Annotated in this window: 20 protein-coding genes; 13 read left to right on the top strand and 7 right to left on the bottom strand. The window is 59.2% G+C overall.

Annotated elements, in window-relative coordinates; all coding sequences use genetic code 11:
• The first annotated feature begins 53 nt into the window (after positions 1–53).
• The 9 genes from efp (at position 54) to HBN54_RS16390 (ending at position 6,645) form a co-directional block, all read left to right on the top strand.
• The gene (efp, locus tag HBN54_RS16430; RefSeq protein WP_168674303.1) at positions 54–617 is read left to right on the top strand and encodes an elongation factor P; all 564 of its coding nucleotides are present in this window, start codon (positions 54–56) and stop codon (positions 615–617) included.
• A gap of 93 nt (positions 618–710) precedes the next feature.
• On the top strand, positions 711–1,178 hold the full coding sequence (gene accB / locus HBN54_RS16425) for an acetyl-CoA carboxylase biotin carboxyl carrier protein (RefSeq protein ID WP_168674331.1): 468 nt from the start codon (positions 711–713) through the stop codon (positions 1,176–1,178).
• 152 nt (positions 1,179–1,330) lie between these two features.
• Positions 1,331–2,674 (top strand): acetyl-CoA carboxylase biotin carboxylase subunit, encoded by a 1,344-nt coding sequence (gene accC / locus HBN54_RS16420; RefSeq protein WP_168674302.1) that lies wholly within the window; start codon positions 1,331–1,333, stop codon positions 2,672–2,674.
• Between the two features lie 100 nt (positions 2,675–2,774).
• Positions 2,775–3,002 (top strand): hypothetical protein, encoded by a 228-nt coding sequence (locus tag HBN54_RS16415; protein WP_168674301.1) that lies wholly within the window; start codon positions 2,775–2,777, stop codon positions 3,000–3,002.
• Entirely contained in the window at positions 3,002–3,373 is a 372-nt protein-coding gene (locus HBN54_RS16410) for a type II toxin-antitoxin system VapC family toxin (protein ID WP_168674300.1), read from the top strand. Before HBN54_RS16415 ends, HBN54_RS16410 begins: the two co-directional genes overlap by 1 nt.
• Before the next feature lie 8 nt (positions 3,374–3,381).
• Positions 3,382–3,741, top strand: coding sequence for a hypothetical protein (locus HBN54_RS16405; RefSeq protein ID WP_168674299.1), 360 nt, complete (start codon positions 3,382–3,384; stop codon positions 3,739–3,741).
• 75 nt (positions 3,742–3,816) lie between these two features.
• On the top strand, positions 3,817–4,209 hold the full coding sequence (locus HBN54_RS16400) for a hypothetical protein (RefSeq protein ID WP_168674298.1): 393 nt from the start codon (positions 3,817–3,819) through the stop codon (positions 4,207–4,209).
• Positions 4,210–4,909: 700 nt separating this feature from the next.
• The gene (locus HBN54_RS16395) at positions 4,910–6,301 is read left to right on the top strand and encodes a dihydrolipoamide acetyltransferase family protein (protein ID WP_168674297.1); all 1,392 of its coding nucleotides are present in this window, start codon (positions 4,910–4,912) and stop codon (positions 6,299–6,301) included.
• 146 nt (positions 6,302–6,447) lie between these two features.
• The gene (locus tag HBN54_RS16390; protein ID WP_168674296.1) at positions 6,448–6,645 is read left to right on the top strand and encodes a hypothetical protein; all 198 of its coding nucleotides are present in this window, start codon (positions 6,448–6,450) and stop codon (positions 6,643–6,645) included.
• Between the two features lie 75 nt (positions 6,646–6,720).
• Here the strand turns inward: HBN54_RS16390 and HBN54_RS16385 are convergent, their stop codons facing one another.
• Complete coding sequence (locus HBN54_RS16385; protein ID WP_168674295.1) at positions 6,721–9,408, bottom strand: valine--tRNA ligase; 2,688 nt, start codon at positions 9,406–9,408, stop codon at positions 6,721–6,723.
• A gap of 383 nt (positions 9,409–9,791) precedes the next feature.
• Between HBN54_RS16385 and HBN54_RS16380 the strand changes: the two genes are divergently transcribed.
• Both HBN54_RS16380 and HBN54_RS16375 read left to right on the top strand, forming a co-directional pair.
• Positions 9,792–10,706: a carbon-nitrogen hydrolase family protein gene (locus HBN54_RS16380; protein ID WP_168674294.1), complete on the top strand. Its 915-nt coding sequence runs from the start codon at positions 9,792–9,794 to the stop codon at positions 10,704–10,706.
• 202 nt (positions 10,707–10,908) lie between these two features.
• Positions 10,909–12,036 (top strand): adenine nucleotide alpha hydrolase family protein, encoded by a 1,128-nt coding sequence (locus tag HBN54_RS16375; protein WP_168674293.1) that lies wholly within the window; start codon positions 10,909–10,911, stop codon positions 12,034–12,036.
• Between the two features lie 79 nt (positions 12,037–12,115).
• Here the strand turns inward: HBN54_RS16375 and HBN54_RS16370 are convergent, their stop codons facing one another.
• Entirely contained in the window at positions 12,116–12,466 is a 351-nt protein-coding gene (locus HBN54_RS16370; RefSeq protein ID WP_168674292.1) for a 4Fe-4S dicluster domain-containing protein, read from the bottom strand.
• Positions 12,467–12,661: 195 nt separating this feature from the next.
• Here HBN54_RS16370 and HBN54_RS16365 point away from each other — a divergent pair, with 195 nt between their 5' ends.
• Both HBN54_RS16365 and HBN54_RS16360 read left to right on the top strand, forming a co-directional pair.
• Positions 12,662–13,675: an acyl-CoA reductase gene (locus tag HBN54_RS16365; protein WP_168674291.1), complete on the top strand. Its 1,014-nt coding sequence runs from the start codon at positions 12,662–12,664 to the stop codon at positions 13,673–13,675.
• 107 nt (positions 13,676–13,782) lie between these two features.
• Positions 13,783–14,088, top strand: coding sequence for a hypothetical protein (locus tag HBN54_RS16360; RefSeq protein ID WP_168674290.1), 306 nt, complete (start codon positions 13,783–13,785; stop codon positions 14,086–14,088).
• Between the two features lie 181 nt (positions 14,089–14,269).
• Here the strand turns inward: HBN54_RS16360 and HBN54_RS16355 are convergent, their stop codons facing one another.
• The 5 genes from HBN54_RS16355 to HBN54_RS16335 all read right to left on the bottom strand — a co-directional run bounded on the left by HBN54_RS16355 (position 14,270) and on the right by HBN54_RS16335 (position 19,685).
• On the bottom strand, positions 14,270–15,148 hold the full coding sequence (locus tag HBN54_RS16355; protein WP_168674289.1) for a nucleoside phosphorylase: 879 nt from the start codon (positions 15,146–15,148) through the stop codon (positions 14,270–14,272).
• Positions 15,149–15,259: 111 nt separating this feature from the next.
• Positions 15,260–16,201, bottom strand: coding sequence for an oxygen-dependent tRNA uridine(34) hydroxylase TrhO (gene trhO, locus HBN54_RS16350; RefSeq protein ID WP_168674288.1), 942 nt, complete (start codon positions 16,199–16,201; stop codon positions 15,260–15,262).
• A 109-nt stretch (positions 16,202–16,310) separates the two neighbouring features.
• The gene (locus tag HBN54_RS16345; protein ID WP_168674287.1) at positions 16,311–16,943 is read right to left on the bottom strand and encodes a NeuD/PglB/VioB family sugar acetyltransferase; all 633 of its coding nucleotides are present in this window, start codon (positions 16,941–16,943) and stop codon (positions 16,311–16,313) included.
• Between the two features lie 130 nt (positions 16,944–17,073).
• Positions 17,074–18,387, bottom strand: a complete 1,314-nt coding sequence (locus HBN54_RS16340; RefSeq protein WP_168674286.1) for a hypothetical protein — start codon at positions 18,385–18,387, stop codon at positions 17,074–17,076.
• The gene (locus HBN54_RS16335) at positions 18,384–19,685 is read right to left on the bottom strand and encodes a DUF2851 family protein (protein WP_168674285.1); all 1,302 of its coding nucleotides are present in this window, start codon (positions 19,683–19,685) and stop codon (positions 18,384–18,386) included. Before HBN54_RS16335 ends, HBN54_RS16340 begins: the two co-directional genes overlap by 4 nt.
• Positions 19,686–19,731 lie beyond the last annotated feature (46 nt).

Below are 19,731 nucleotides of genomic sequence, written 5' to 3'. Positions count from 1 at the left end.
TTGAGTAAAAGCTCAACCTTTTAACTCATAACTTTTAACTCTTAACTGATTCCATGGCATCAACCGCCGACTTCCGCAACGGGCTCGTGCTCAATTACAACAACGAGCTCCACGTCATCACCGAGTTTCAACACGTGAAGCCCGGCAAAGGCCCCGCCTTTGTGCGCACCAAAATGCGCAACATCAAAACCGGCCGCACCATCGACAACACCTTCAACGCCGGTGTGAAAGTGGAAACCGCCCGCGTGGAGCAGCGCCCGCACCAGTTCCTGTTTAAGGACGACTACGGCTACAACTTCATGGACAATTCTACCTTCGAGCAGATAGTATTGCAAGAGGCGTTGGTGCCTTTCGCCGACATTATGAAGGAAGGCCAGGAGGTAACCATCCTCATGCACGCCGAAACCGAGCAGCCCCTGACGGCCGAGCTGCCCACTACCGTGGACCTGGTGGTGACCTACACCGAGCCCGGCCTGCGTGGCGACACCGCCACCAACACCCTGAAGCCCGCCACGGTAGAAACCGGTGCCCGCATCCAGGTGCCGCTGTTTGTTGACGTGGACACCAAAATCCGCATCAAGACCAGCGACTACAGCTACGTTGAGCGCGTGAAGTAACCGCAAGCCGTACGTTGCTGGCTATTGGCCAGCAACGTACGGCCAATAGCTATCCATATGTCAAATTCGCCCAAAAAGGAAAAGGACGCTGCCATGAAAGCCAAAGAATTACAGGAACTGCTCGATTTTATCGCTAAATCGGGTTTGAACAAGGTCAACATCGAAACCGAAGAATTTAAAATCTCGGTGCAGCGCGACCCCAATACCAAGCACGTGACGACGATTGCCGCCCCGATGGCCCACGCGCCGGCTCCCGCCGCCCCGGCTCCCGCAGCTGCCCCAGTTGCCGCTCCCGCCACGGCTGCTACCGAAACGCCCGCCGGCAACTACAAGCCGCTGAAGGCTCCCATGATTGGCACGTTCTACCGCAGCAGCGGCCCCGATTCGCCGGCATTCGTGCAAGTGGGCGACATGGTAGAGAAGGGCCAGGTTATCTGCATCATTGAGGCGATGAAGCTGTTTAATGAGATTGAAGCCGAGGAAAGCGGCCGCATCGTGAAGGCGCTGGTGGACAATGCCACGCCCGTAGAGTACGACCAGCCGCTGTTTTTGATAGAATAGTAGGGGCTTAGGGGCTTGGGAACTTGGGGACTCGGTTATTCGCCACATGGCGCAAAACCGGCTTCCAGGTTCCCAAGCCCTTTTCTTAACGCTACGTTCGTTGCGCCAGAAACTAAGTTCCCAAGACCCTAAGTCTCCAAGACCCCACCCAAATGTTCAAGAAAATACTCATCGCTAACCGGGGCGAAATTGCCCTGCGCATTATCCGTACCTGCAAGGAAATGGGCATCAAAACGGTGGCCGTGTACTCGACTGCCGATAAGGAAAGCCTGCACGTAAAGTTTGCCGATGAGGCCGTGTGCATCGGCCCGCCCGCCTCGGCCCTCTCCTACCTGAGCATGCCCAACCTGATTGCGGCGGCCGAAATCACCAATGCCGACGCCATTCACCCCGGCTATGGCTTCCTGTCGGAGAATGCCGAATTCTCGCGCATCTGCGCCGAGAATGGCATCAAGTTCATCGGGGCCTCGCCCGAGATGATTAATCAGATGGGCGACAAGGCCACGGCCAAAGCGACCATGATTAAGGCTGGTGTGCCGGTAGTGCCGGGCTCGGTGGGCCTGCTCGAATCGGTGGAGCAGGGCAAGAAGCTGGCGAACAAAATCAAGTACCCCGTTATCATCAAGGCCACGGCCGGCGGCGGGGGGCGCGGCATGCGCATCATTCACGGCGACGACGAATTCCAGAAAGCCTGGGACGATGCGCGCACGGAATCGAAGGCGGCATTCGGCAACGATGGCATGTACTTGGAGAAGTACGTGGTGCAGCCCCGCCACATTGAGGTGCAGATTGTGGGCGACCAGTTCGGGCACGTAGCGCACCTTTCGGAGCGCGACTGCAGCATCCAGCGCCGCCACCAGAAACTGGTGGAGGAAGCTCCGTCGCCATTCATGACGGATGCGCTGCGTGAGAAAATGGGCAAGGCGGCCATTGCGGGCGCGGCGGCCATTGGCTACGAAGGCGTGGGCACGATTGAGTTTCTGGTGGATGCCAACCGGGATTTCTACTTCATGGAGATGAACACCCGCATTCAGGTGGAGCACCCGGTGACGGAGGAAATCATCAACTATGACCTCATCAAGGAGCAAATCAAGGTAGCGGCAGGCATCCCGATTTCGGGCAAGAACTACTACCCCAAGATGCACGCCATGGAGTGCCGCATCAACGCCGAGGACCCGCGCAACAATTTCCGCCCGGCTCCCGGCAAAATCACAACCCTGCACATTCCCGGCGGCCACGGCGTGCGCGTCGATACGCACGTGTACGCGGGCTACACCATCCCGCCCAACTACGATTCGATGATTGCCAAGCTCATCACCGTGGCCCAGACCCGGGAGGAGTGCATCGTGAAAATGAAGCGCGCCCTGAGCGAGTTTGTGGTGGAAGGCGTGAAAACGACCATCCCCTTTCACCTAGCGCTGATGGATAATGAGAACTTTAAAGCCGGTAATTTCACGACGGCCTTCCTGGATTCGTTCGATTTCTCGACGATTTAAGCTTTCAGCTTAACCAAGCAAAAAAGGGCCAGCTTCTTCACTGGCCCTTTTTTGCGCCCTGCCCGAACGGCAACCTGACCTGGCATGTTATCTTACCACCATGAAATACACCATTCAGCTTGACGATGAGCAGCAGTACCTGCGCTTGCTGCAACTGGCCCAGGCGCTGGGCATGGGTGCGACAATACCAGTTACTCCGCTGTCGGATGAGGAGCGGCAACACCACTTGCGCATCGTCGCGAAAGGGGGTAGCGGCGTCAGCATCACCGACCCGGTAACGTGGCAGCGCGAACTCCGGGCCGACCGCCCACTACCGGGCCGCGACTAATGGCCTACTTGCTCGACAGCAACCTGCTGGTTTATTCGGCGATGGAAGCCCACGAGTTTCTACGCCCGCTGGCGCTGAATACGCAGAATTTTGTTTCGGCTATTTCCAAAGTCGAAACCCTGGGCTTTCACAAGCTGGAAGCGGCTGATGAAGTCTACTTCAATTCGCTGTTTGCGCTTGTTACTCTTTTACCCGTCACGCCCAATATCATCGAAACGGCGATTCTCTTGCGGCAGCAACGGCGCATGTCGCTGGGTGATTCGTTGATTGCAGCCACTGCTATGGAATTTGATTTGATGCTGGCCACGCGTAACGTGGCCGATTTCGCTTCAATTCCAAATCTGACCGTTTACGACCCTTTTCAATCCTGATTTAACGCATGGTTTATTCCTATCGGCAAATACTAGCCTGTCTGGCCCTCCCTCTCTCCCTCACCTCCTGTGCCGATTCCTGCAACGGCAGCATCGAAACCACGGTGCTTTTTGCCAAGCCGGGGCCGAAAGGCGTGGGCCGCAACATCTACGTGGATGTGGTGAACAAGCCGGGTTTAGGCATCAAAAAAACCCTGATGTACGAGGGCAAGGAATTTGGCACGTTCGAGCACGTCGTCATCATCAACGACCCGACCAGCCGCTTTGCGTCGAACCGCAGCATCTGCTTCTCGAAGTTTGAGAAAAATGCGGCGGAAACGGGCGGAGATTTGACGGAAGAAGGACTACCCGAAATCACGGTGGAGTAAGCCCCGCCCATGCAACCTGCTACGGTGGCTACGAGTCCTGAACGGGAATTGTGGCCACTTTTGCTTTCTACCCTGATGCGTTTTACTGGTTTTACCGGCGGGCTGCTGCTCGTTGCCCTACCCTGGCACGGGGCAGCTCAGACGATTCCCCCGCTGCCCCACCCGGTGCGCGATTCGGCGTTTGCCGTGCACCAGCTCTTCCGCAAGCACCGCCACTCGGCCGAAGGAGCCCTGGGCACCGGGGCCGCCAGCATAGTCGGGATGGTGTCCAGCTCGGCGCGGGGTGAATATGAGCTAGTTGGATTAAATGCGCTGGTAACCGTGGTTTCGACGGTGGTGGGGCTGCGGCAGGCCTTTCGGTACGGCTCTGACCGCGAGGGCTTAATCGTGCGTCAGTACGAGCAGGGCTGGCCCCTGCCGGCCGATATCCGCCGCCGCCTGCGCGGCAAATACTTTCGGGCAGAGTAATGTGAATTAATGCCGAGGTCAAATCTTCGCATTACTGTTTTTGAGACTACTATAATTGAGAAAGCCGTAGTTAATTGCTGAACGCGGCCAGGCAGTAGTTTTGAGCAAGTATTGCCTTCGTCATTATTCATTTACGCCACTTTATGCGTGTCATTTTTCTGTTAACCTTTCTGGCCTTTTTTCCTTTCGGAAGCGCGCTGGCGCAAGCATCCCCGAAGCCGGAACTTGGCTCGGCACCATCGGTTCACCTAAGGCCGGCAACGACTGGTATAGCGTTCGACACAACGGGCTGGCGGTTTATAACCCGGCCGGTTGTGGACGCATTGGATGATAAGTCGGGGGAGGTGCGCTTTAAGATTGTGATTGATAGCGAGGGCGTAATTGAATCGGTGCTCCCGGTCAGCAGCACGGTTTCGGCCAGGCAGGAAGCACTTTGCCGGCAGGTGTTACTGCGGTGCCAGTTCGAGCGTATTGGGACAAAACCGGGCGGGGCAGTTGGGTATTACACCTTTAAATTCAGGGTCCGGTGATATCGTCGATGGTCGTTTCGGGTTTGCTCCGAAGGTGTTAGCAGCGCTAAAAGCCATTATCCGATGCCCCGGCCGAGGCCGTGCGGCGGGGGCGTTCGGCTTTCTGGCTACCTTTGCGGCACGAAAATCCCACCCCACCCTCACTTACCCCAAAATATTCCTCCTTACCTATGGCACGAGTGGAAATGACGATGCCCAAGATGGGCGAAAGCATCATGGAAGGCACCGTCCTGAAGTGGCTCAAACAAGTTGGCGACTCCATTGAGCAGGACGAATCAGTGCTGGAAGTAGCCACCGACAAGGTTGATACCGAAGTACCCGCCATCTACGCCGGTGTGCTGACGGAGATTCTGGTGCAGGAAGGCCAGGTTGTGGCCGTAGGCGCGCCCATCGCCGTGATGGAAACCGATGCCGCCGCTGCTGGTGCCGCTGCCCCAGCCAGTGCCCCGGCCGCTCCGCAGGCTGCCCCTGCTCCTTCGAGCAATGGCAGCGCCGTGCCATATCTGCCCGAGCCGCACGACCCGCAGGCTGCCCAGACTGCCGCCAGCGCCGAACACCAGCCCGGCCGCTTCCTTTCGCCGTTGGTCCTGAGCATTGCCCGCGAAGAAGGCGTGAGCATGACGGACCTGGAGTATCTGCCCGGCACCGGCAAAGAGAACCGCGTGACGAAGAAGGATATTCTCGATTACGTGGCCGCCGGCAAGCCTTCGCTGACCGGAACGGCCGCCGCTACTACTTCGGTGCAGGCTCCGGCCGTAGCTCCGCAGCCGCAAGCTGCCCCGGCAACCCCAGCGCCGGCCCCGGTTGCTTCGGCGCCCTCGGCCAGCGTGAAGCCGGTACCCAGCGTGAGCGGTGGCCAGGAGCTGATTGAGATGGACCGCATGCGCAAGATGATTGCACAACGCATGGTGGACTCGGTGCGCATTTCGCCCCACGTCACCAGCTTCGTGGAGGCCGACGTGACGAACATCGTGAACTGGCGCAACAAGCACAAGGACGCCTACAAGAAGCGCGAGGGCGAAAACCTGACGTTCACGCCCATCTTTATTCAGGCCGTGGCCCGCGCCATCCAGGATTTCCCGCTGATTAACGTGTCGATTGATGGCGACTACATCATCAAGAAGCGCGACATCAACATTGGCGTGGCCGTGGCGCTGCCCAGCGGCAACCTGATTGTACCGGTTATTCACAACGCCGACCAGCTCAACCTCAATGGCCTGAGCAAAAAGCTGAACGACCTGGCCGCTCGCGCCCGCATCAACAAGCTGACGCCCGCCGACCTCGAAGGCGGCACTTACACGCTCAGCAACGTGGGCTCGTTCGGCAACGTGATGGGCACGCCCATCATCATGCAGCCGCAGGTGGCCATTATGGCCGTGGGCGCCATCAAGAAGAAGCCGGCCGTGATTGAGACGCCGCAGGGCGACCTCATCGGTATCCGCCACTTCATGTTCCTGAGCCACAGCTACGACCACCGTGTGGTAGACGGCTCGCTCGGCGGCATGTTCGTGCGCAAGGTGGCCGATTATCTGGAGCAGTTCGATCCCAACACGGCGATTTAGCGCATTTCTGAATTAATTAAAACGTCATGCTGAGCGCAGCCGAAGCATCTCGCGTGTGGTAGTGAATCCTGGCGATTGAATTACTATTGCACGCGAGATGCTTCGGCTGCGCTCAGCATGACGCTCTGTTTTACCCCTTTATTTTGATGAAAAACCTTGTTTTCCTCGGGGCGCTGGTACTGGCGCTGGGCCTAATCGGCTATTTATACCAGCAGCTTTCAGCCAGCGAAAAAGCTTTGCAACTAGCTGAAAAGCGCTTTGCCGATTGCGAAAAGGTTACATTCCAGCTTCAAAACCAACTCGCTCCGCTACAGAAAAAGCAAACCGGCGGTATCCCGCAGTAAGGCTTCCGTAACCACGTAGAAAAGCCCGCTTCCTGAATAAGGAAGCGGGCTTTTCTACATTAAGTCAAATCAGATTTATAAGCCTTTTAACGCCTGCTCCAGTGCGGCGATTTTGGCTTCGGCATCGGCCAGTTTCTGACGCTCCTTTTCCAATACTTCGGGCTTGGCGTTCTGGGCGAATTTCTCGTTGCCGAGCTTCTTCTGCACCGAGTCGCGGAAGCCCTGGGCGTATTCCAGCTCTTTTTCGAGGCGGGTGCGCTCGGCAGCCATGTCGATGTGGCCTTCAAGCGGGATGAAGAACTCGCCGGCGCCGAGCACGAAGCTTACCGAGGCGGCGGGGCCGGCATCGGCGAAGCTCACTTCCGTGATGCTGCCCAGCTTGCGAATGATGCCTTCGTAGTCGGTTACCAATTGCGGCTCGTCGGTTTTGGCTACCAGCGTCAGCGGCTTATTGGGGCCGAGATTTTTCTGGTTGCGCACGGCGCGGATGCCCGCCACGATGGCCAGCGCCTTGTCCATGCTGGCCAGCGTTTCGGCGCTGTGGGCGGGGGCGGTGGCGCGGGGCCACGGGGCCACGGTCACGTAGTCGCGGGGGCCGCGCTCGGCCAGCTCATGCCACAGCTCTTCGGTGATGAAGGGCATGAAGGGATGCAGCAGCTTGAGCAGCGTTTCGAGGTAGGCCGTGGTGTGACGCAGCGTTTCGGCATCAATGGGATGCTGGTAGGCGGGCTTTACCATTTCCAGGTACAGGGCGCAGAAATCGTCCCACACCAGCTTGTAGATGGTCATGAGCGCATCCGACATCCGGAACTTCTCAAAATGGTCATCCATTTCGACAATGGCGGCCTGCAGCCGGGCATTGAACCAGGTCACTGCCTTCTCATTCACGAAGGGAAGCGAGGCATCGGCTTCCCAGCCTTTCACCAAGCGGAAGGCGTTCCAGAGCTTGTTGCTGAAGTTGCGGCCCTGCTCCACCAGCTTCACGTCGTAGAGCAGGTCGTTGCCGGCTGGGGCCGAAAACAGCATGCCCGTGCGCACGCCATCGGCGCCGTACTGGGCAATGAGGTCGAGCGGGTCGGGCGAGTTGCCGAGCTGCTTGCTCATCTTGCGGCCCTGCGCATCGCGCACGATGCCGGTGAGGTACACGTTTTTAAACGGCACTTCCTGGCGGTATTCGATGCCGGCCATAATCATGCGGGCCACCCAGAAGAAGAGGATGTCCGGCCCCGTCACCAGGTCGTTGGTGGGGTAGAAATAGTTGATGTCGGCGTTGTCGGGGTCTTTGAAGCCATCGAACACCGAAATGGGCCACAGCCACGACGAAAACCAGGTATCGAGCACGTCCTCGTCCTGGCGCAGGTCGCTGAGCTGCAGGTCGGCCCGGCCGCTCTGCGCAATGGCTTGCTGCAGGGCATCCTCGGCGGTGAGGGCTACTACGAAGGTGCCATCGGGCAGGTAGTAGGCCGGAATCTGCTGGCCCCACCAGAGCTGGCGCGAGATGCACCAGTCGCGCACGTTCTCCATCCAGGCCCGGTACATGTTCTTGAACTTGGGCGGGTGCAGGCGCACGGTGTCGTTTTCCACGGCATCGAGCGCGGGCTTGGCCATGTGCTCCATTTTCATGAACCACTGCAAGCTGAGCTTGGGCTCAATCACAGCCTTGGTGCGCTCCGACGTTTGCACGATGCTGGCGTACTCCTCGATTTTCTCGAGTAGGCCAGCTTCCTGCAAATCCTTGGCAATTTGCTTGCGCACGGCAAAACGGTCCTGCCCCACGTAGAGAATGGCCTTCTCGTTCAGCGTGCCGTTATCGGCCAGAATGTCGATGACCGGCAGGTTGTGCTTCACGCCCAGTTCGTAGTCGTTCAGGTCGTGAGCCGGTGTCACCTTCAGCGCACCGGTACCGAAGTCGATGGATACGTACTCATCAAAAATCACCGGGATTTCACGGCCCAGCAGCGGAATGCGCAGCTTAGCGCCGGCCAGGTGGCTGAAGCGCGGGTCATTGGGATTCACGGCCACAGCCACGTCGGCCATGATGGTTTCGGGCCGGGAGGTGGCTACCGTGAGCCACAAGCTGTCAGCTTCAGGCTGCAAGCTTTGTTCATTGGATGGGCTTGCTGCTTGGGGCTTGAGGCTTGAAGCTACAATCTCATACTTCAGGTAATACATCTTGGCCTGCACGTCCTTGGCAATTACCTCCTCGTCGGAGATGGCGGTGCGGCCTTCGGGGTCCCAGTTCACCATGCGCACGCCGCGGTAAATCAGGCCTTTATTATACAGGTCGACAAACACGCGGAGCACGGCGTCGGTCAAATCCGGCTCCATGGTGAAGCGGGTGCGGTCCCAGTCGCAGGAGGCGCCAAGCTGCTTGAGCTGCTCCAGAATGATGCCGCCGTACTTGTCCTTCCACTGGAATGCGTGGGCCAGGAATTCCTCGCGGGTAAGGTCGGTTTTGCTGATGCCCTGCTCTTTGAGCAAGGCCACTACCTTGGCCTCGGTGGCGATGCTGGCGTGGTCGGTGCCAGGCACCCAGCAGGCTTCCTTGCCCTGCATGCGGGCGCGGCGCACCAGCACGTCCTGAATCGTATTGTTGAGCATGTGCCCCATGTGGAGCACGCCCGTCACGTTTGGCGGCGGGATAACAACGGTGTAGGGCTGCTTTTTGGGGTTGGGTTTGGCTTTGAAAAAGCCCTGCTCCTGCCAGCGTTGGTACCATTTGGCTTCAACGTCGGTGGGCGAGTAGGTGGTGGCGAGCGACATGGGGATTTGTGCGAGTAGCAGAAGCAACAAAAATAGGCATTAGAACTGCGGCACAATAAGTCATTCGGCCCCAATCACCGCACGACGTGGCCGGAAGTCCGAACGACTTCACCTAATCTACATAAATTTCAGGGCTGACAACCGACTGATATCGCTGCTGCTATCCTACATGAGGCCTTGCCAAAGGCTATTATGCCCTACCCCATTCATTCTGTATTTCAATAATATCCATTATTTATAATATTTTTATTGTTAAAAAATACCATTATTCAAGCCTATTAAACAGCTGCTTTTTAGAACGCCGTCGACAGTATTCGGGGCTTAAAGTTTAATCCGCCGTTTGTACCTTCCGAATGATTCGGTCTGCTTCTCCGTAATAATTCATGGCTTCGCTCTTTTCTTTTCGCAAACCTGCACCTCCGGCCCCCGTATTGCCTGAAGTGCCGGCCCCGATTGGCACGCTGCGCATTGGCCTGGGGCAGCTGCTGGTAGAAGGCGGCGAGCCTGCCCGCAACCTCGCCCGGGCCGTGGAGCAGATTGCCCAGGCGGCCGCCCAGCAGTGCGAGCTGGTGCTACTGCCGGAAACCCTGGATTTTGCCTGGACGCACCCCAGCGCCCTCTACGAGGCCCAGCCCATTCCCGGCCTGTACAGCGACATGCTGTGCGAGGCGGCGGCCCGCCACCAGATTTACGTGTGCGCCGGCCTCACCGAGCGCGCGGCCGATGGCCGCAACTTCAACGCGGCAATCCTCATCGACCCGCAGGGCAACATCATCGTTAAATATCACAAGATAAACCTCTTGGACGTCGAGCAGCCCTACTACGCTGTGGGCCAGACGCTGAATGTGGTGGACACGCCACTGGGTAAAATCGGGGTAAATATCTGCGCCGATAACTATCTCGACGGGCTGCCCATTGGCCACACCCTGGCGCGCATGGGGGCCGAATTCATTATTGCACCGGCATCGTGGACGGTGGACTACTCCATCACCGAGGAGCATGACCCCTACCAGGAAAAATGGGTGAAGCCTTTTTCAATCCTTGCTCAGCTCTACAACGTAGTGGTAGTGAGCGTTACCTCCGTCGGCTACATCGTGGGCGGGCCCTATGAGGGCAAGAAAAGTGTGGGCTGCTCGCTGGCCGTTGATGCCCACGGCGTGCGGGCGCAGTGGGCCTTCAATGAGTTTGCCGGGCAGTTGGTGGTGGCCGACCTCGCCCGGCCGCATCGCCCGGAGCGTGGCACCGACATTGGCCTGATGCTCCAGCGCAAAGGCTACCGCTTCGACCAACTGCCGTAAACGTTTATTTCCTTCCGTAATCCTTCCCTTCCATTTAACTACCAACCACCCCTAGTGCCCCACAATCTGCCCTTGCTGCCCACCCCAATTTCTTTATGCAGCCCCTTTATCTCCACCGCCATTGCTAACACAATTACGCTCTCCAACTTGCCAGACCGCAACAAATTCACCGGCTGATTATCAGCAGTGTATCCGGTGCGTGATGGACACCACCGCGCCGGGAATCACCTTCGATTCGGAGGGTACCTGCTCCTTCTGTGACGTCCACGACCGGATGGAAACGGCCTTTCCGCTCGGCGAAACCGGCCGGGAAACGGTGCGGCAGCAGGCCGATGAAATGCGCCGGGCCGGCCGCAACCGCCGCTACGACTGCGTGGTGGGCCTGAGCGGCGGCCGCGACAGCACCTATACCCTCTGGTACTGCGTCACGCAGCTGAAGCTGCGCCCGCTGGCAGTGCATTTCAACGACGGCTTCGGCAACCCCGTGGCCGGCGAAAACATGGTGCGCACCTGCCAGCGCCTGGGCGTGGAACTGCGCACCATCACGTCGGACTGGCGCGAGTCGAAAGACCTGAAAATAGCCTTTCTGAAGGCTTCAGTGCCCGATATGGAAGAAGGAACCGACCTAGGCATTGCCACGGCCCTGTATGGGGTGGCGGCCAAAGAAGGCATCCGGCACCTGATTATCGGCCAGTCGTTTCGCACCGAAGGCATTGCCCCGCTCAGCTGGAATTTTCTGGATGGCCGCTACCTGCGGGCCGTGCACAAGCAGTTTGGCACGGTGCCGCTGCGGCGCTGGCAGCCCGCCGACCCGGGCTTTAATCTGGGCGTCAAAGAGATATTCTACTATGCCTTCGTGCGGCGCATCAAGACCGTAACGCTATTGTATCACCTTGACTATGTGCGCACTGAGGTTGACGAAATACTGGTGCGCGAGTTGGCTTGGAAAAGCCCCGGCGCGCATTATTCCGACGACCTTTATCAGAGCCTGATTTACTACCTCAACCGCATCAAGTTCAATATCGACCGGCGGCTGTTCAACTATTCAGCGCTCGTGCGCTCAGGCCAGATGAGCCGCGAGGTGGCACTACACCGCATTTCCAGCGTCAACTCCATTGAGGACGATTCGGTGATTGCGCTCTGCATCAAGCGTCTGGGGCTCACGCGGGCCGAGTTTGATGCCATTGTGGCCGCTCCGGCAAAAACTTTTCACGACTACCCCAACAATTACGCGCTGCTGAAGCTGCTGCGCGGCCCCATCCGGCTCATGAGCCGGTTGAACCTGATTCCCGAATCAGCTTACGATAAATATTTTAACTGCGGCACCTGAGCCGGAAACTCAATAAGAAAGGCCGGTTCCTGAGTAGGAGCCGGCCTTTCTTATTGAACAAATATTACTGGCTTTCGGGCTAGGCGGCGATGTGCAGCCACTCTTTCTTTTCGAGCAGGCGCTCGCGGGTTTCGCGGTAGTCGGGGTCGTCCACGCAGCAATCGACGGGGCACACGGCGGCGCACTGCGGCTCTTCGTGGAAGCCCACGCACTCGGTGCATTTATCTGATACGATGTAGTAATACTCGTCCGAAACCGGGGTTTGCGGGGCAGTGCCGGCTACCACGGTGCCATCGGGGGCGGCCACTTCCTTCAGCGAGGTGCCATCGGCCCAGCGCCACTGCGCGCCGCCTTCGTAAATAGCGTTGTTGGGGCATTCCGGCTCGCAGGCACCACAGTTGATGCACTCGTCGGTTATCATGATGGCCATGGGGCGTCGGGGTTCGGGAGGTGAAGTGAGGAAACCAAAGCAGAACGAGGGAGCTTTACGTAAAACGCCCGCCCCGCGCCGTTCTTTGGGCCTGCAAAATTAACCAACAACGACGGGGTTTACACAGTTTCAGCCAATTTTGCCGGGTAATCTTCCGCGCGCATCCATTTGTGGCCTGCGCCCTCCCCTTTTCTCATGAATCATTCCGAACGCATCGCGGCTTTTGTGGCCCTCGGCCAGCGCCTCACTTCCCTCAATTCTGACGATTTGACCGCGCTGGCGGCCCGCGCCCGCAACCAGAACGCCTGGTTCGACCAGCCCAACGTGACGGCTGCCGTAGCCGGCATTGCGCACCTGCTGGCCGAAGCGCCGCTGCGCCTCTGGGCCGCCCGCTACCCCACCGAGCCTACCACCGTGCGCCAGGTGGGCGTAGTGATGGCCGGTAACATTCCCATGGTGGGCTTCCACGACCTGCTGTGCGTGCTGCTCAGCGGCCATGTGTTGCTGGCCAAGCTCAGCGCCGACGACACGACCCTGATGACCTGGCTGATGGAAGAGCTGGTGAGCATCGAGCCGCGCTTCACGGACTTTATCAAAGTACTGCCGCGCCTGAACGCGGCCGATGCCTTCATCGCTACCGGCTCGGATAACACGGCCCGCTACTTTGAATTTTATTTTGGCCAGCGGCCGCACCTCATTCGCCGCAACCGGACCAGCGTGGCCGTGCTCACGGGCCAGGAAACCAGTGCGGAGCTGGCGCTGATGGGGCCCGATATTTTCCAGTACTACGGCCTGGGCTGCCGCAACGTGAGCAAGCTGTTCGTGCCCGAAGGCTATGACTTTGTGCCCCTGCTCGATGCCCTGCAAGGTTACGAAACCATTCTGCATCATCACAAATACAACAACAACTACGACTACAACAAGAGCATTCTACTGGTGAATGCCGTGCCGCACTACGACACGGGCTTCCTGTTGCTCACGCGCAGCGCGGCGCTGGTGTCGCCCATTTCGGTGGTGCATTATACCGAATATGCCAGCGAAATCGACCTTGTGGACCAGCTCACCGACGTGGCGGCACAGACGCAGTGCGTGACCTCGGCCAGCGGGCGGTTTGCGGGCAGCGTGCCGTTTGGCAAGGCCCAGGCCCCGGGCGTAGAGGAGTACGCCGACCGCGTGGACACCATGGAATTTCTGGCGCAGCTAGCTTAGAAATTTCATCTAATCATCAGACATTGGCGGGTAATTTATCGTTTAAATAGAGCAAGGGGGGCATTTTGCTTTCCTCTCCTCCACCCATTCGCTTTTCAGTTACCGCCATGTCTTTCACCTATTCCGCTGATACTGTTGAAATTGTTGAGAAGGAAGAAATAGCCGAGATGAACTTCGGCCCCGCCGATGTGCTGCTCAACGAAGCCGACCGCCAGCGCCGCCGCGCCGATGCCGACCGCGCCGTGACGCTGGGCAACGCCTACCACGGCAAGCTCGACATTTATTTCCAGACCACTGACGGGGCTACCAAGCGCGTGGCCACCACCATCTGGGCCGCCGATGCGGAGCATCTCACGCTGAAATCGGGCGCTTCGCTGCCGCTGCGCGCCGTACTTGGGTTTGATTTTTACTAACCGAAAACAGTAGCTCAAAGTCAAGAAGAACGGTCATGCTGAGCGCAGCCGAAGCATCTCTACCACGAGAGTAATCCAATCGGAAGAGGTTTAATGCTTCGGTAGAGATGCTTCGGTAGAGATGCTTCGGCTGCGCTCAGCATGACCGTGCTTGTTTGCTCAGGTCGTAACGCTCTTGTGTTTACTGCGCTACCAGATGCTGGAGCGTGCGCTCAATCATGGCATCGACCACGGCACCGGCGTTTTCGGCGAATTCGCCGGTGGCGCGGTTGGCCACGATGGCGTTCAACGACAATACTTCGTGGCCCAGCAAGCGGCCCAGGGAATAATAGCCGGCCGTTTCCATCTCGAAATTGCTGAGGCGGAATTCGCCTTCGCCGCTCTGGTGGCGGAAGTTCTGCAGGCGGGAGATATAGTCCGGCTGGCGCAGGGGCAGGCGCAGGCTGCGGCCTTGGGGCCCGTAGAAACCCGGGCAGGTGAGCGTGTTGCCCATCGTCATTCCGGCCCCCAGCTGCTCGCGGAGCAAGTCAGAGCCGCGCACCACGTAGGGTGCAAACGACAGGCCCAGCGACCGTTGCAGCTCGGTGGCTACTTCGGTTTCGAGGCCGGTTTCCATCAGCGGGTAGAACTGCATGAGGCTGTCGAGGCCCACGGCGTGCTCGGTAGCCAGCATCGTGCCGATTGGCACATCGGCCTGCAGGCTACCACTGGTGCCCAGCCGGATAATGCGCAGGCTCAGGCGCTCCTCCACGGGGCGCACTTCGCGGGCCATGAAGTCGATATTGACCAGCGCATCGAGCTCGTTCATCACGATGTCGATGTTATCGGTGCCCATGCCGGTGCTGAGCACGGTGAGGCGCTTGCCACGGTAGTAGCCCACGTGGGTCACGAATTCGCGGTGCGTGGTTTCAAACTCTATCGAATCGAAATGCCGGCTCACCTGCGCCACCCGCGCCGGGTCGCCCACGGTGAGGATGGTATCGGAAATGTGGTCGGGCAGCAGGTTGAGGTGGTAAATGCTCCCGTCGGGGTTGAGGATGAGTTCGGAGGAGGGAATCATAGGAAGTAATTAAAAATTAAAAATGAAGAATTAAAAATTAACAATCAAAACTGTCGGGGCAAAGGGCTGTAGCCGGGCATTTTTAATTTTTCATTTTTAATTTTTAATTCCTCACTTAGCATAGGATGCCAGGCCCTGGGCGGGGTTGTAGTGGTTGCTGAGCTTGGGGTAGGTGCCGGTGCCGTCGTATACGCGCTTGTCGGGGTGCTGGGCACAGGCGTCGGAGCAGGCGCCTTGCAGGGTGTTGCCACAGGCTTCGCAGAGCGGCAGGTGGGCGTTGCAGTGCGGATTGGCGCAGTTGATGAGGCGGGCGCTGGGCTGCTGGCAGTGGTGGCAGCGCGAAATCACGGTAGGATTCACGCGGTTCACATCCACGGCCACGCGGTTGTCGAACACGTAGCACTGGCCGTCGAAATCCTCGCCCCCAGCCTCGATACCGTATTTGATGATGCCGCCGTGCAGCTGATACACGTTCTCGAAACCCTGCTCCAGAAGGTAGGCGCTGGCTTTTTCGCACTTCACGCCGCCGGTGCAGTACGTCAGAATCTTCTTGTCCTTGAATTCCTTGAGGCGCTCGACGCGGTCGGGGAAATCGCGGAAGTTTTCCATGTCCAGCGTCACGGCGTTTTTGAAGCGGCCGAGGTTGTACTCGTAGTCCGAGCGTACGTCGACTACTATCACGTCGTCGCGGTCCTTGAGGGCTTTGAATTCTTCGGGCGAGAGATGCTGGCCGGTTTTTTCGTGGGGCCGTACGTGATGCAGGCTGCTGTGCACGATTTCGGACTTCACCCGCACATGCAGCTTCTGGAAGGTGTGAGCTTCCACCTCGTCAATCTTAAACTCCAGGGCGGCAAAACGCGGGTCGGCTTTCACGGTGGCCATATAGGCCGCGCAGCTTTCGCGCGTGCCCGATACCGTACCGTTCAGCCCCTCGGCCGCCACAATGATGCGCCCGCGCAAATCCAGCGCCAGGCACAAGCGGTGGTGCTCGTCGCGAAACTGCTCAGGGTTGTCGAGCGGGGTGTAGCAGTAATAAAGAAGAACCTGGTACATTTTTTAATTAAAAATTATGAATTAAGAATTAAGAATTATTTAAATAGCAGCGGCTTCATTGCTTTCCGTACCGCCTGCCAATTTTTAATTCATAATTCTTAATTTTTAATTACACTTTAACCGCCGGGTTGCCGAATACCGTTTGGCCATTGGCTACATCAGCCACGACTACGGAGCCAGCGCCAACACGGGCTTTGTCGCCGATTTTTACGCCGGCTACCACTACCGCACCGGCCCCGATGAAGGCTTGCTCGCCCACTTTCGTATCGGCCCCGAGCAGGGCACCGCTGCCCAGCTGGACGTAGTCGCCCACGGTGGCGCGGGCCTCCACCACGGCATTAGCTCCCACCAGGCAGCCATCGCCGAGGGTGGCAGTGGCAGCTACCACGGCGTTGGGGCCGATGTAGTTGCCGTGGCCCAGCGTGGCGTGGTTAGACACACTGGCCCGCTCGTGAATGGCGTTTACGGGCACGGCTTCGTACTCGGTGCGCAGCATTTGGGTGAGGCTGCGGCGGCTGGCGGTGTCTTCAGTGGCCACAAAAACTTCGCACTTTTTGCCCAGCAGCTTCAGCAGCTCGCCGTCGTCGGTGTTGCCCATTACGGGCACGTCGAGCAGCTCCGTGCCTTGCAGCTTCTTATCGTCGTCGAGCATGCAGTACACGACCACGTCGTTGGAGAGAAAGGCGTCGAGGGCGGCGGTGCCCACGGTTTGGGCACCAAGAATGATAACGGGATTTTCCATGGAGGGAATTCGGATGAGAGTGGCCCGGCCCGCCGGCCGCAAATTGCGCCGCTGCCAGGCCCGGCCGTGCAAAGGTACGGCACGCGCCGCAGGGGTAATTTCGGCAGGATGCCAAGGACTGAACCAACGGTTATATATCCCGAAACCCAAGCCGGCGCAGGGCCGCCGCCGCGTAGTCGTTTTGCAGCAGCAGCAGTATTAGGTACGGCATCAGGTCGCTGCGGTAGCGGTGCAGCGAGCCCAGGTTGGGTGTAGTCAGTCCCATCAGAGCAGCCAGCACGAGGCAGAAAATCAGCAGCCCCAGGCCCAACACAAACGGCAGACGGCCAGCCCGGCCCCGCACCGCGCCCACGGCAGCTACTACTAACAGCACCAGCAGGAGTAGATTTTCGGCACCGGCGGCGGCCAACCGCAGGTCACGGGTTTCGCCCAGGTAAGGGCGCGTCAGGGTATTGGCTACCGCCTGCGGGGCATAGCTGAGCACGCTTTCCAGCGTGGGGCGCAAGTCGGGGTACTCGAAATGGGGCCGCCCCACCAAGTTGGGCAGGAAGGAGGTGTACACGCGCACCACCTGGTTGGTGAATTTATTCACGCTGAAAGCCACGCTCATCTGCTGAGACAGCCACAGGCCAGAGCCCAGCACCGCCAGCAGCGCCACCGCCTGCGCCCAGCGGGGCCGCGCCACCCCGTGCAGCTGCAGCCCTCGCACCAGCGCAATGCCCACCAGCACGGCCAGCAGCGGCGCGGCAAAAAAGTAGCGCATTTTGAAGTGGACAAACGCCAATACTCCAACCGCCAGCCACCAGCCGGCCCGGCCCCACCATGTAGCAGGCCGCCGGACTTCGGAATCTCCGTACAACCGCTCCAGCACCAGGGCCGTCAGCCATGCCCCGCTGCTTACCAGCAATGCTTCCTTGCTCAGCCCCGTGGCCCAGAACCACACCGACGGCCACAGCAAAAAAGCCACCGCGCCCGCCCCAACCGGCGTAGCCGGAAATACGCGGGCCAACACCCGTACCAGCTGCCAACTGCCCACGAAAGCGAATAAGCTCAGGTACAAACCATTCAGCCAGCCAATTCCGCCCGACGCCAAGTTCAAAAACGCCAGTATTTTAATAAAAAACCAGGTATTGGAAAGACCTTGATAAACAGCTGTGTAGTATTTAAACTCAATAAGCGTAACGGCTTGCGTGAGCGTTTGCCACGCCTGGCCCGGATGCTCCCATAGCTGCGCCGTGATGGGCTGGCTCAGGTCGCTCATGAACTCAGCATCGAGCTGCAAATGCCAGTTCCGCGCCAGGCCCACGGCCATGCGCACGCCCAGCCCCACCACCAGGGCGGCCCGCCACCAGCCCGCCGGGGCCTCGCGCCACTGCCGCAGCAGCCACGGCAATAGCCCGGCCAGCAGGGCCGCATTGAGCAAAATGGCCAGCGCTACTTTCACCGTGCTACGCGGGGTTGTTGCACCAGCCGGCTACCAATGGAGCAGTGCAGGCAGCGGCGCGGCGCGCAATAATTCTTGTGCAGCGCCAGCAGCCCCTGCGAGTCGGAAGCCGTGCGGTGCGCGAAGCCCAGGGCCTCGTACACATCGGTGTACTGGTTGTGCTCGGCCGGCAGCTCCGACAGCAGGGCCACGCTGCTTTCGACCAGCGAGGGCTGGCCTACGTACCGGGCATAGGCCACGCGCAGCGGAACTACTACATTGGTAATGAGCAAGTCGATGCTGCTTTTGCCCAGGCCCGGCACCTTGCCCGGCCGACCGGGCCGGAAGTGCGCCCGCCAATATGCCGGCGCGGGGGCCTGAAAAAACTCCGCCAGCGCGGCCACGCTATGGGCCGTGAGCAAGGCATCGAATAAAGCTGGCCGGGCGTGGAGTAAGCCCGCCAGCTGGCCCAGCCGCACGGGCGGAAAGTTGGCCGGTCGCAGGCGCAGGTAGTTCCATTCGTGCACGGCCAGCGCAGTTGCTACCAGACTGTACTTGTGCCGCAGAAACTCATATTCCTGCCTCAGGTCCCGAATGTATTCATCGGTAGTAGTCTCTTCATTTTCAACCAGAAATCCAGCCTGTCCGAATAACAGGGCTTCGAGTTGGCGCTGGTCGTGGCGGTGGCGGCGCAGCACGCTTAGCGGCAGGGCTTTGGCGAGGCGGGCCAGCGGCTCGCTGTTTTTCTGGAAGCCGAAGGCGGCCATCAGCGCGTGGTAGGCGGTGGCTTCCCAGTCCTGCCCGAGGTGCTGGTGCAGCGCCATCACGTCGTCGGCCTTGCGCTCCACGCGTTCAAGCAGGGCGCGCTCGGCCATCATCGTACGGGTGATTTCAGGCACCAGATTCAGCAGCGGGGCGCAGGGCAAGGGCGCGGCGGCCGGCGCATCCACCAGGGCCTGGTAGCGGGCCAGTAGCTCGGGGGCGAGGCGGCTTTGCAGGGCCAGCGCGGGAATCAGGCTGCCGTTGGTACGGGCCACGTCGGCATCGTGCTGGCCCACTACGTGCAGAATCACCTGGTCGTATTTGGGGTCGGTCTGGTGCTGGTGGCGGGCCCAGTCGGAGGCGCGAAGGTGGATTTCCACGGCCCCGTTCCACTCCACTTCGCCGAGGCGTAGGCGAGCGTTTAGGAAATCAGGGCCGGCGTCGGCATTGCGGTGGCCGGGTTTCAGCACCTGTATTTCCTCGCCTGCGGCCGTGCGCAGGTCGGCCTTATCAAAATACTGGTGCTGCCAGACGTAGTGGAGGAAATCTTCGCGCATGGGGCAAATGTAAAACGGCCCGCCTCTTTCGAAGCGGGCCGTTTCA

Origin of the sequence: Hymenobacter artigasi (assembly GCF_012275535.1) — a bacterium.
In the GTDB taxonomy this organism is placed as follows: Bacteria; Bacteroidota; Bacteroidia; order Cytophagales; family Hymenobacteraceae; genus Hymenobacter; species Hymenobacter artigasi.
The sequence above is the reverse complement of the archived record's forward strand: the minus strand, read 5'-3'. Positions and strand labels throughout refer to the sequence as shown.

Coding starts and splice junctions, on each gene's coding strand:
- efp (WP_168674303.1), top strand. CDS start 54: ATGGCATCAACCGCCGACTTCCGCAACGGGCTCGTGCTCAATTACAAC.
- accB (WP_168674331.1), top strand. CDS start 711: ATGAAAGCCAAAGAATTACAGGAACTGCTCGATTTTATCGCTAAATCG.
- accC (WP_168674302.1), top strand. CDS start 1,331: ATGTTCAAGAAAATACTCATCGCTAACCGGGGCGAAATTGCCCTGCGC.
- HBN54_RS16415 (WP_168674301.1), top strand. CDS start 2,775: ATGAAATACACCATTCAGCTTGACGATGAGCAGCAGTACCTGCGCTTG.
- HBN54_RS16410 (WP_168674300.1), top strand. CDS start 3,002: ATGGCCTACTTGCTCGACAGCAACCTGCTGGTTTATTCGGCGATGGAA.
- HBN54_RS16405 (WP_168674299.1), top strand. CDS start 3,382: ATGGTTTATTCCTATCGGCAAATACTAGCCTGTCTGGCCCTCCCTCTC.
- HBN54_RS16400 (WP_168674298.1), top strand. CDS start 3,817: ATGCGTTTTACTGGTTTTACCGGCGGGCTGCTGCTCGTTGCCCTACCC.
- HBN54_RS16395 (WP_168674297.1), top strand. CDS start 4,910: ATGGCACGAGTGGAAATGACGATGCCCAAGATGGGCGAAAGCATCATG.
- HBN54_RS16390 (WP_168674296.1), top strand. CDS start 6,448: ATGAAAAACCTTGTTTTCCTCGGGGCGCTGGTACTGGCGCTGGGCCTA.
- HBN54_RS16385 (WP_168674295.1), bottom strand. CDS start 9,408: ATGTCGCTCGCCACCACCTACTCGCCCACCGACGTTGAAGCCAAATGG.
- HBN54_RS16380 (WP_168674294.1), top strand. CDS start 9,792: ATGGCTTCGCTCTTTTCTTTTCGCAAACCTGCACCTCCGGCCCCCGTA.
- HBN54_RS16375 (WP_168674293.1), top strand. CDS start 10,909: ATGGACACCACCGCGCCGGGAATCACCTTCGATTCGGAGGGTACCTGC.
- HBN54_RS16370 (WP_168674292.1), bottom strand. CDS start 12,466: ATGGCCATCATGATAACCGACGAGTGCATCAACTGTGGTGCCTGCGAG.
- HBN54_RS16365 (WP_168674291.1), top strand. CDS start 12,662: ATGAATCATTCCGAACGCATCGCGGCTTTTGTGGCCCTCGGCCAGCGC.
- HBN54_RS16360 (WP_168674290.1), top strand. CDS start 13,783: ATGTCTTTCACCTATTCCGCTGATACTGTTGAAATTGTTGAGAAGGAA.
- HBN54_RS16355 (WP_168674289.1), bottom strand. CDS start 15,148: ATGATTCCCTCCTCCGAACTCATCCTCAACCCCGACGGGAGCATTTAC.
- trhO (WP_168674288.1), bottom strand. CDS start 16,201: ATGTACCAGGTTCTTCTTTATTACTGCTACACCCCGCTCGACAACCCT.
- HBN54_RS16345 (WP_168674287.1), bottom strand. CDS start 16,943: ATGGAAAATCCCGTTATCATTCTTGGTGCCCAAACCGTGGGCACCGCC.
- HBN54_RS16335 (WP_168674285.1), bottom strand. CDS start 19,685: ATGCGCGAAGATTTCCTCCACTACGTCTGGCAGCACCAGTATTTTGAT.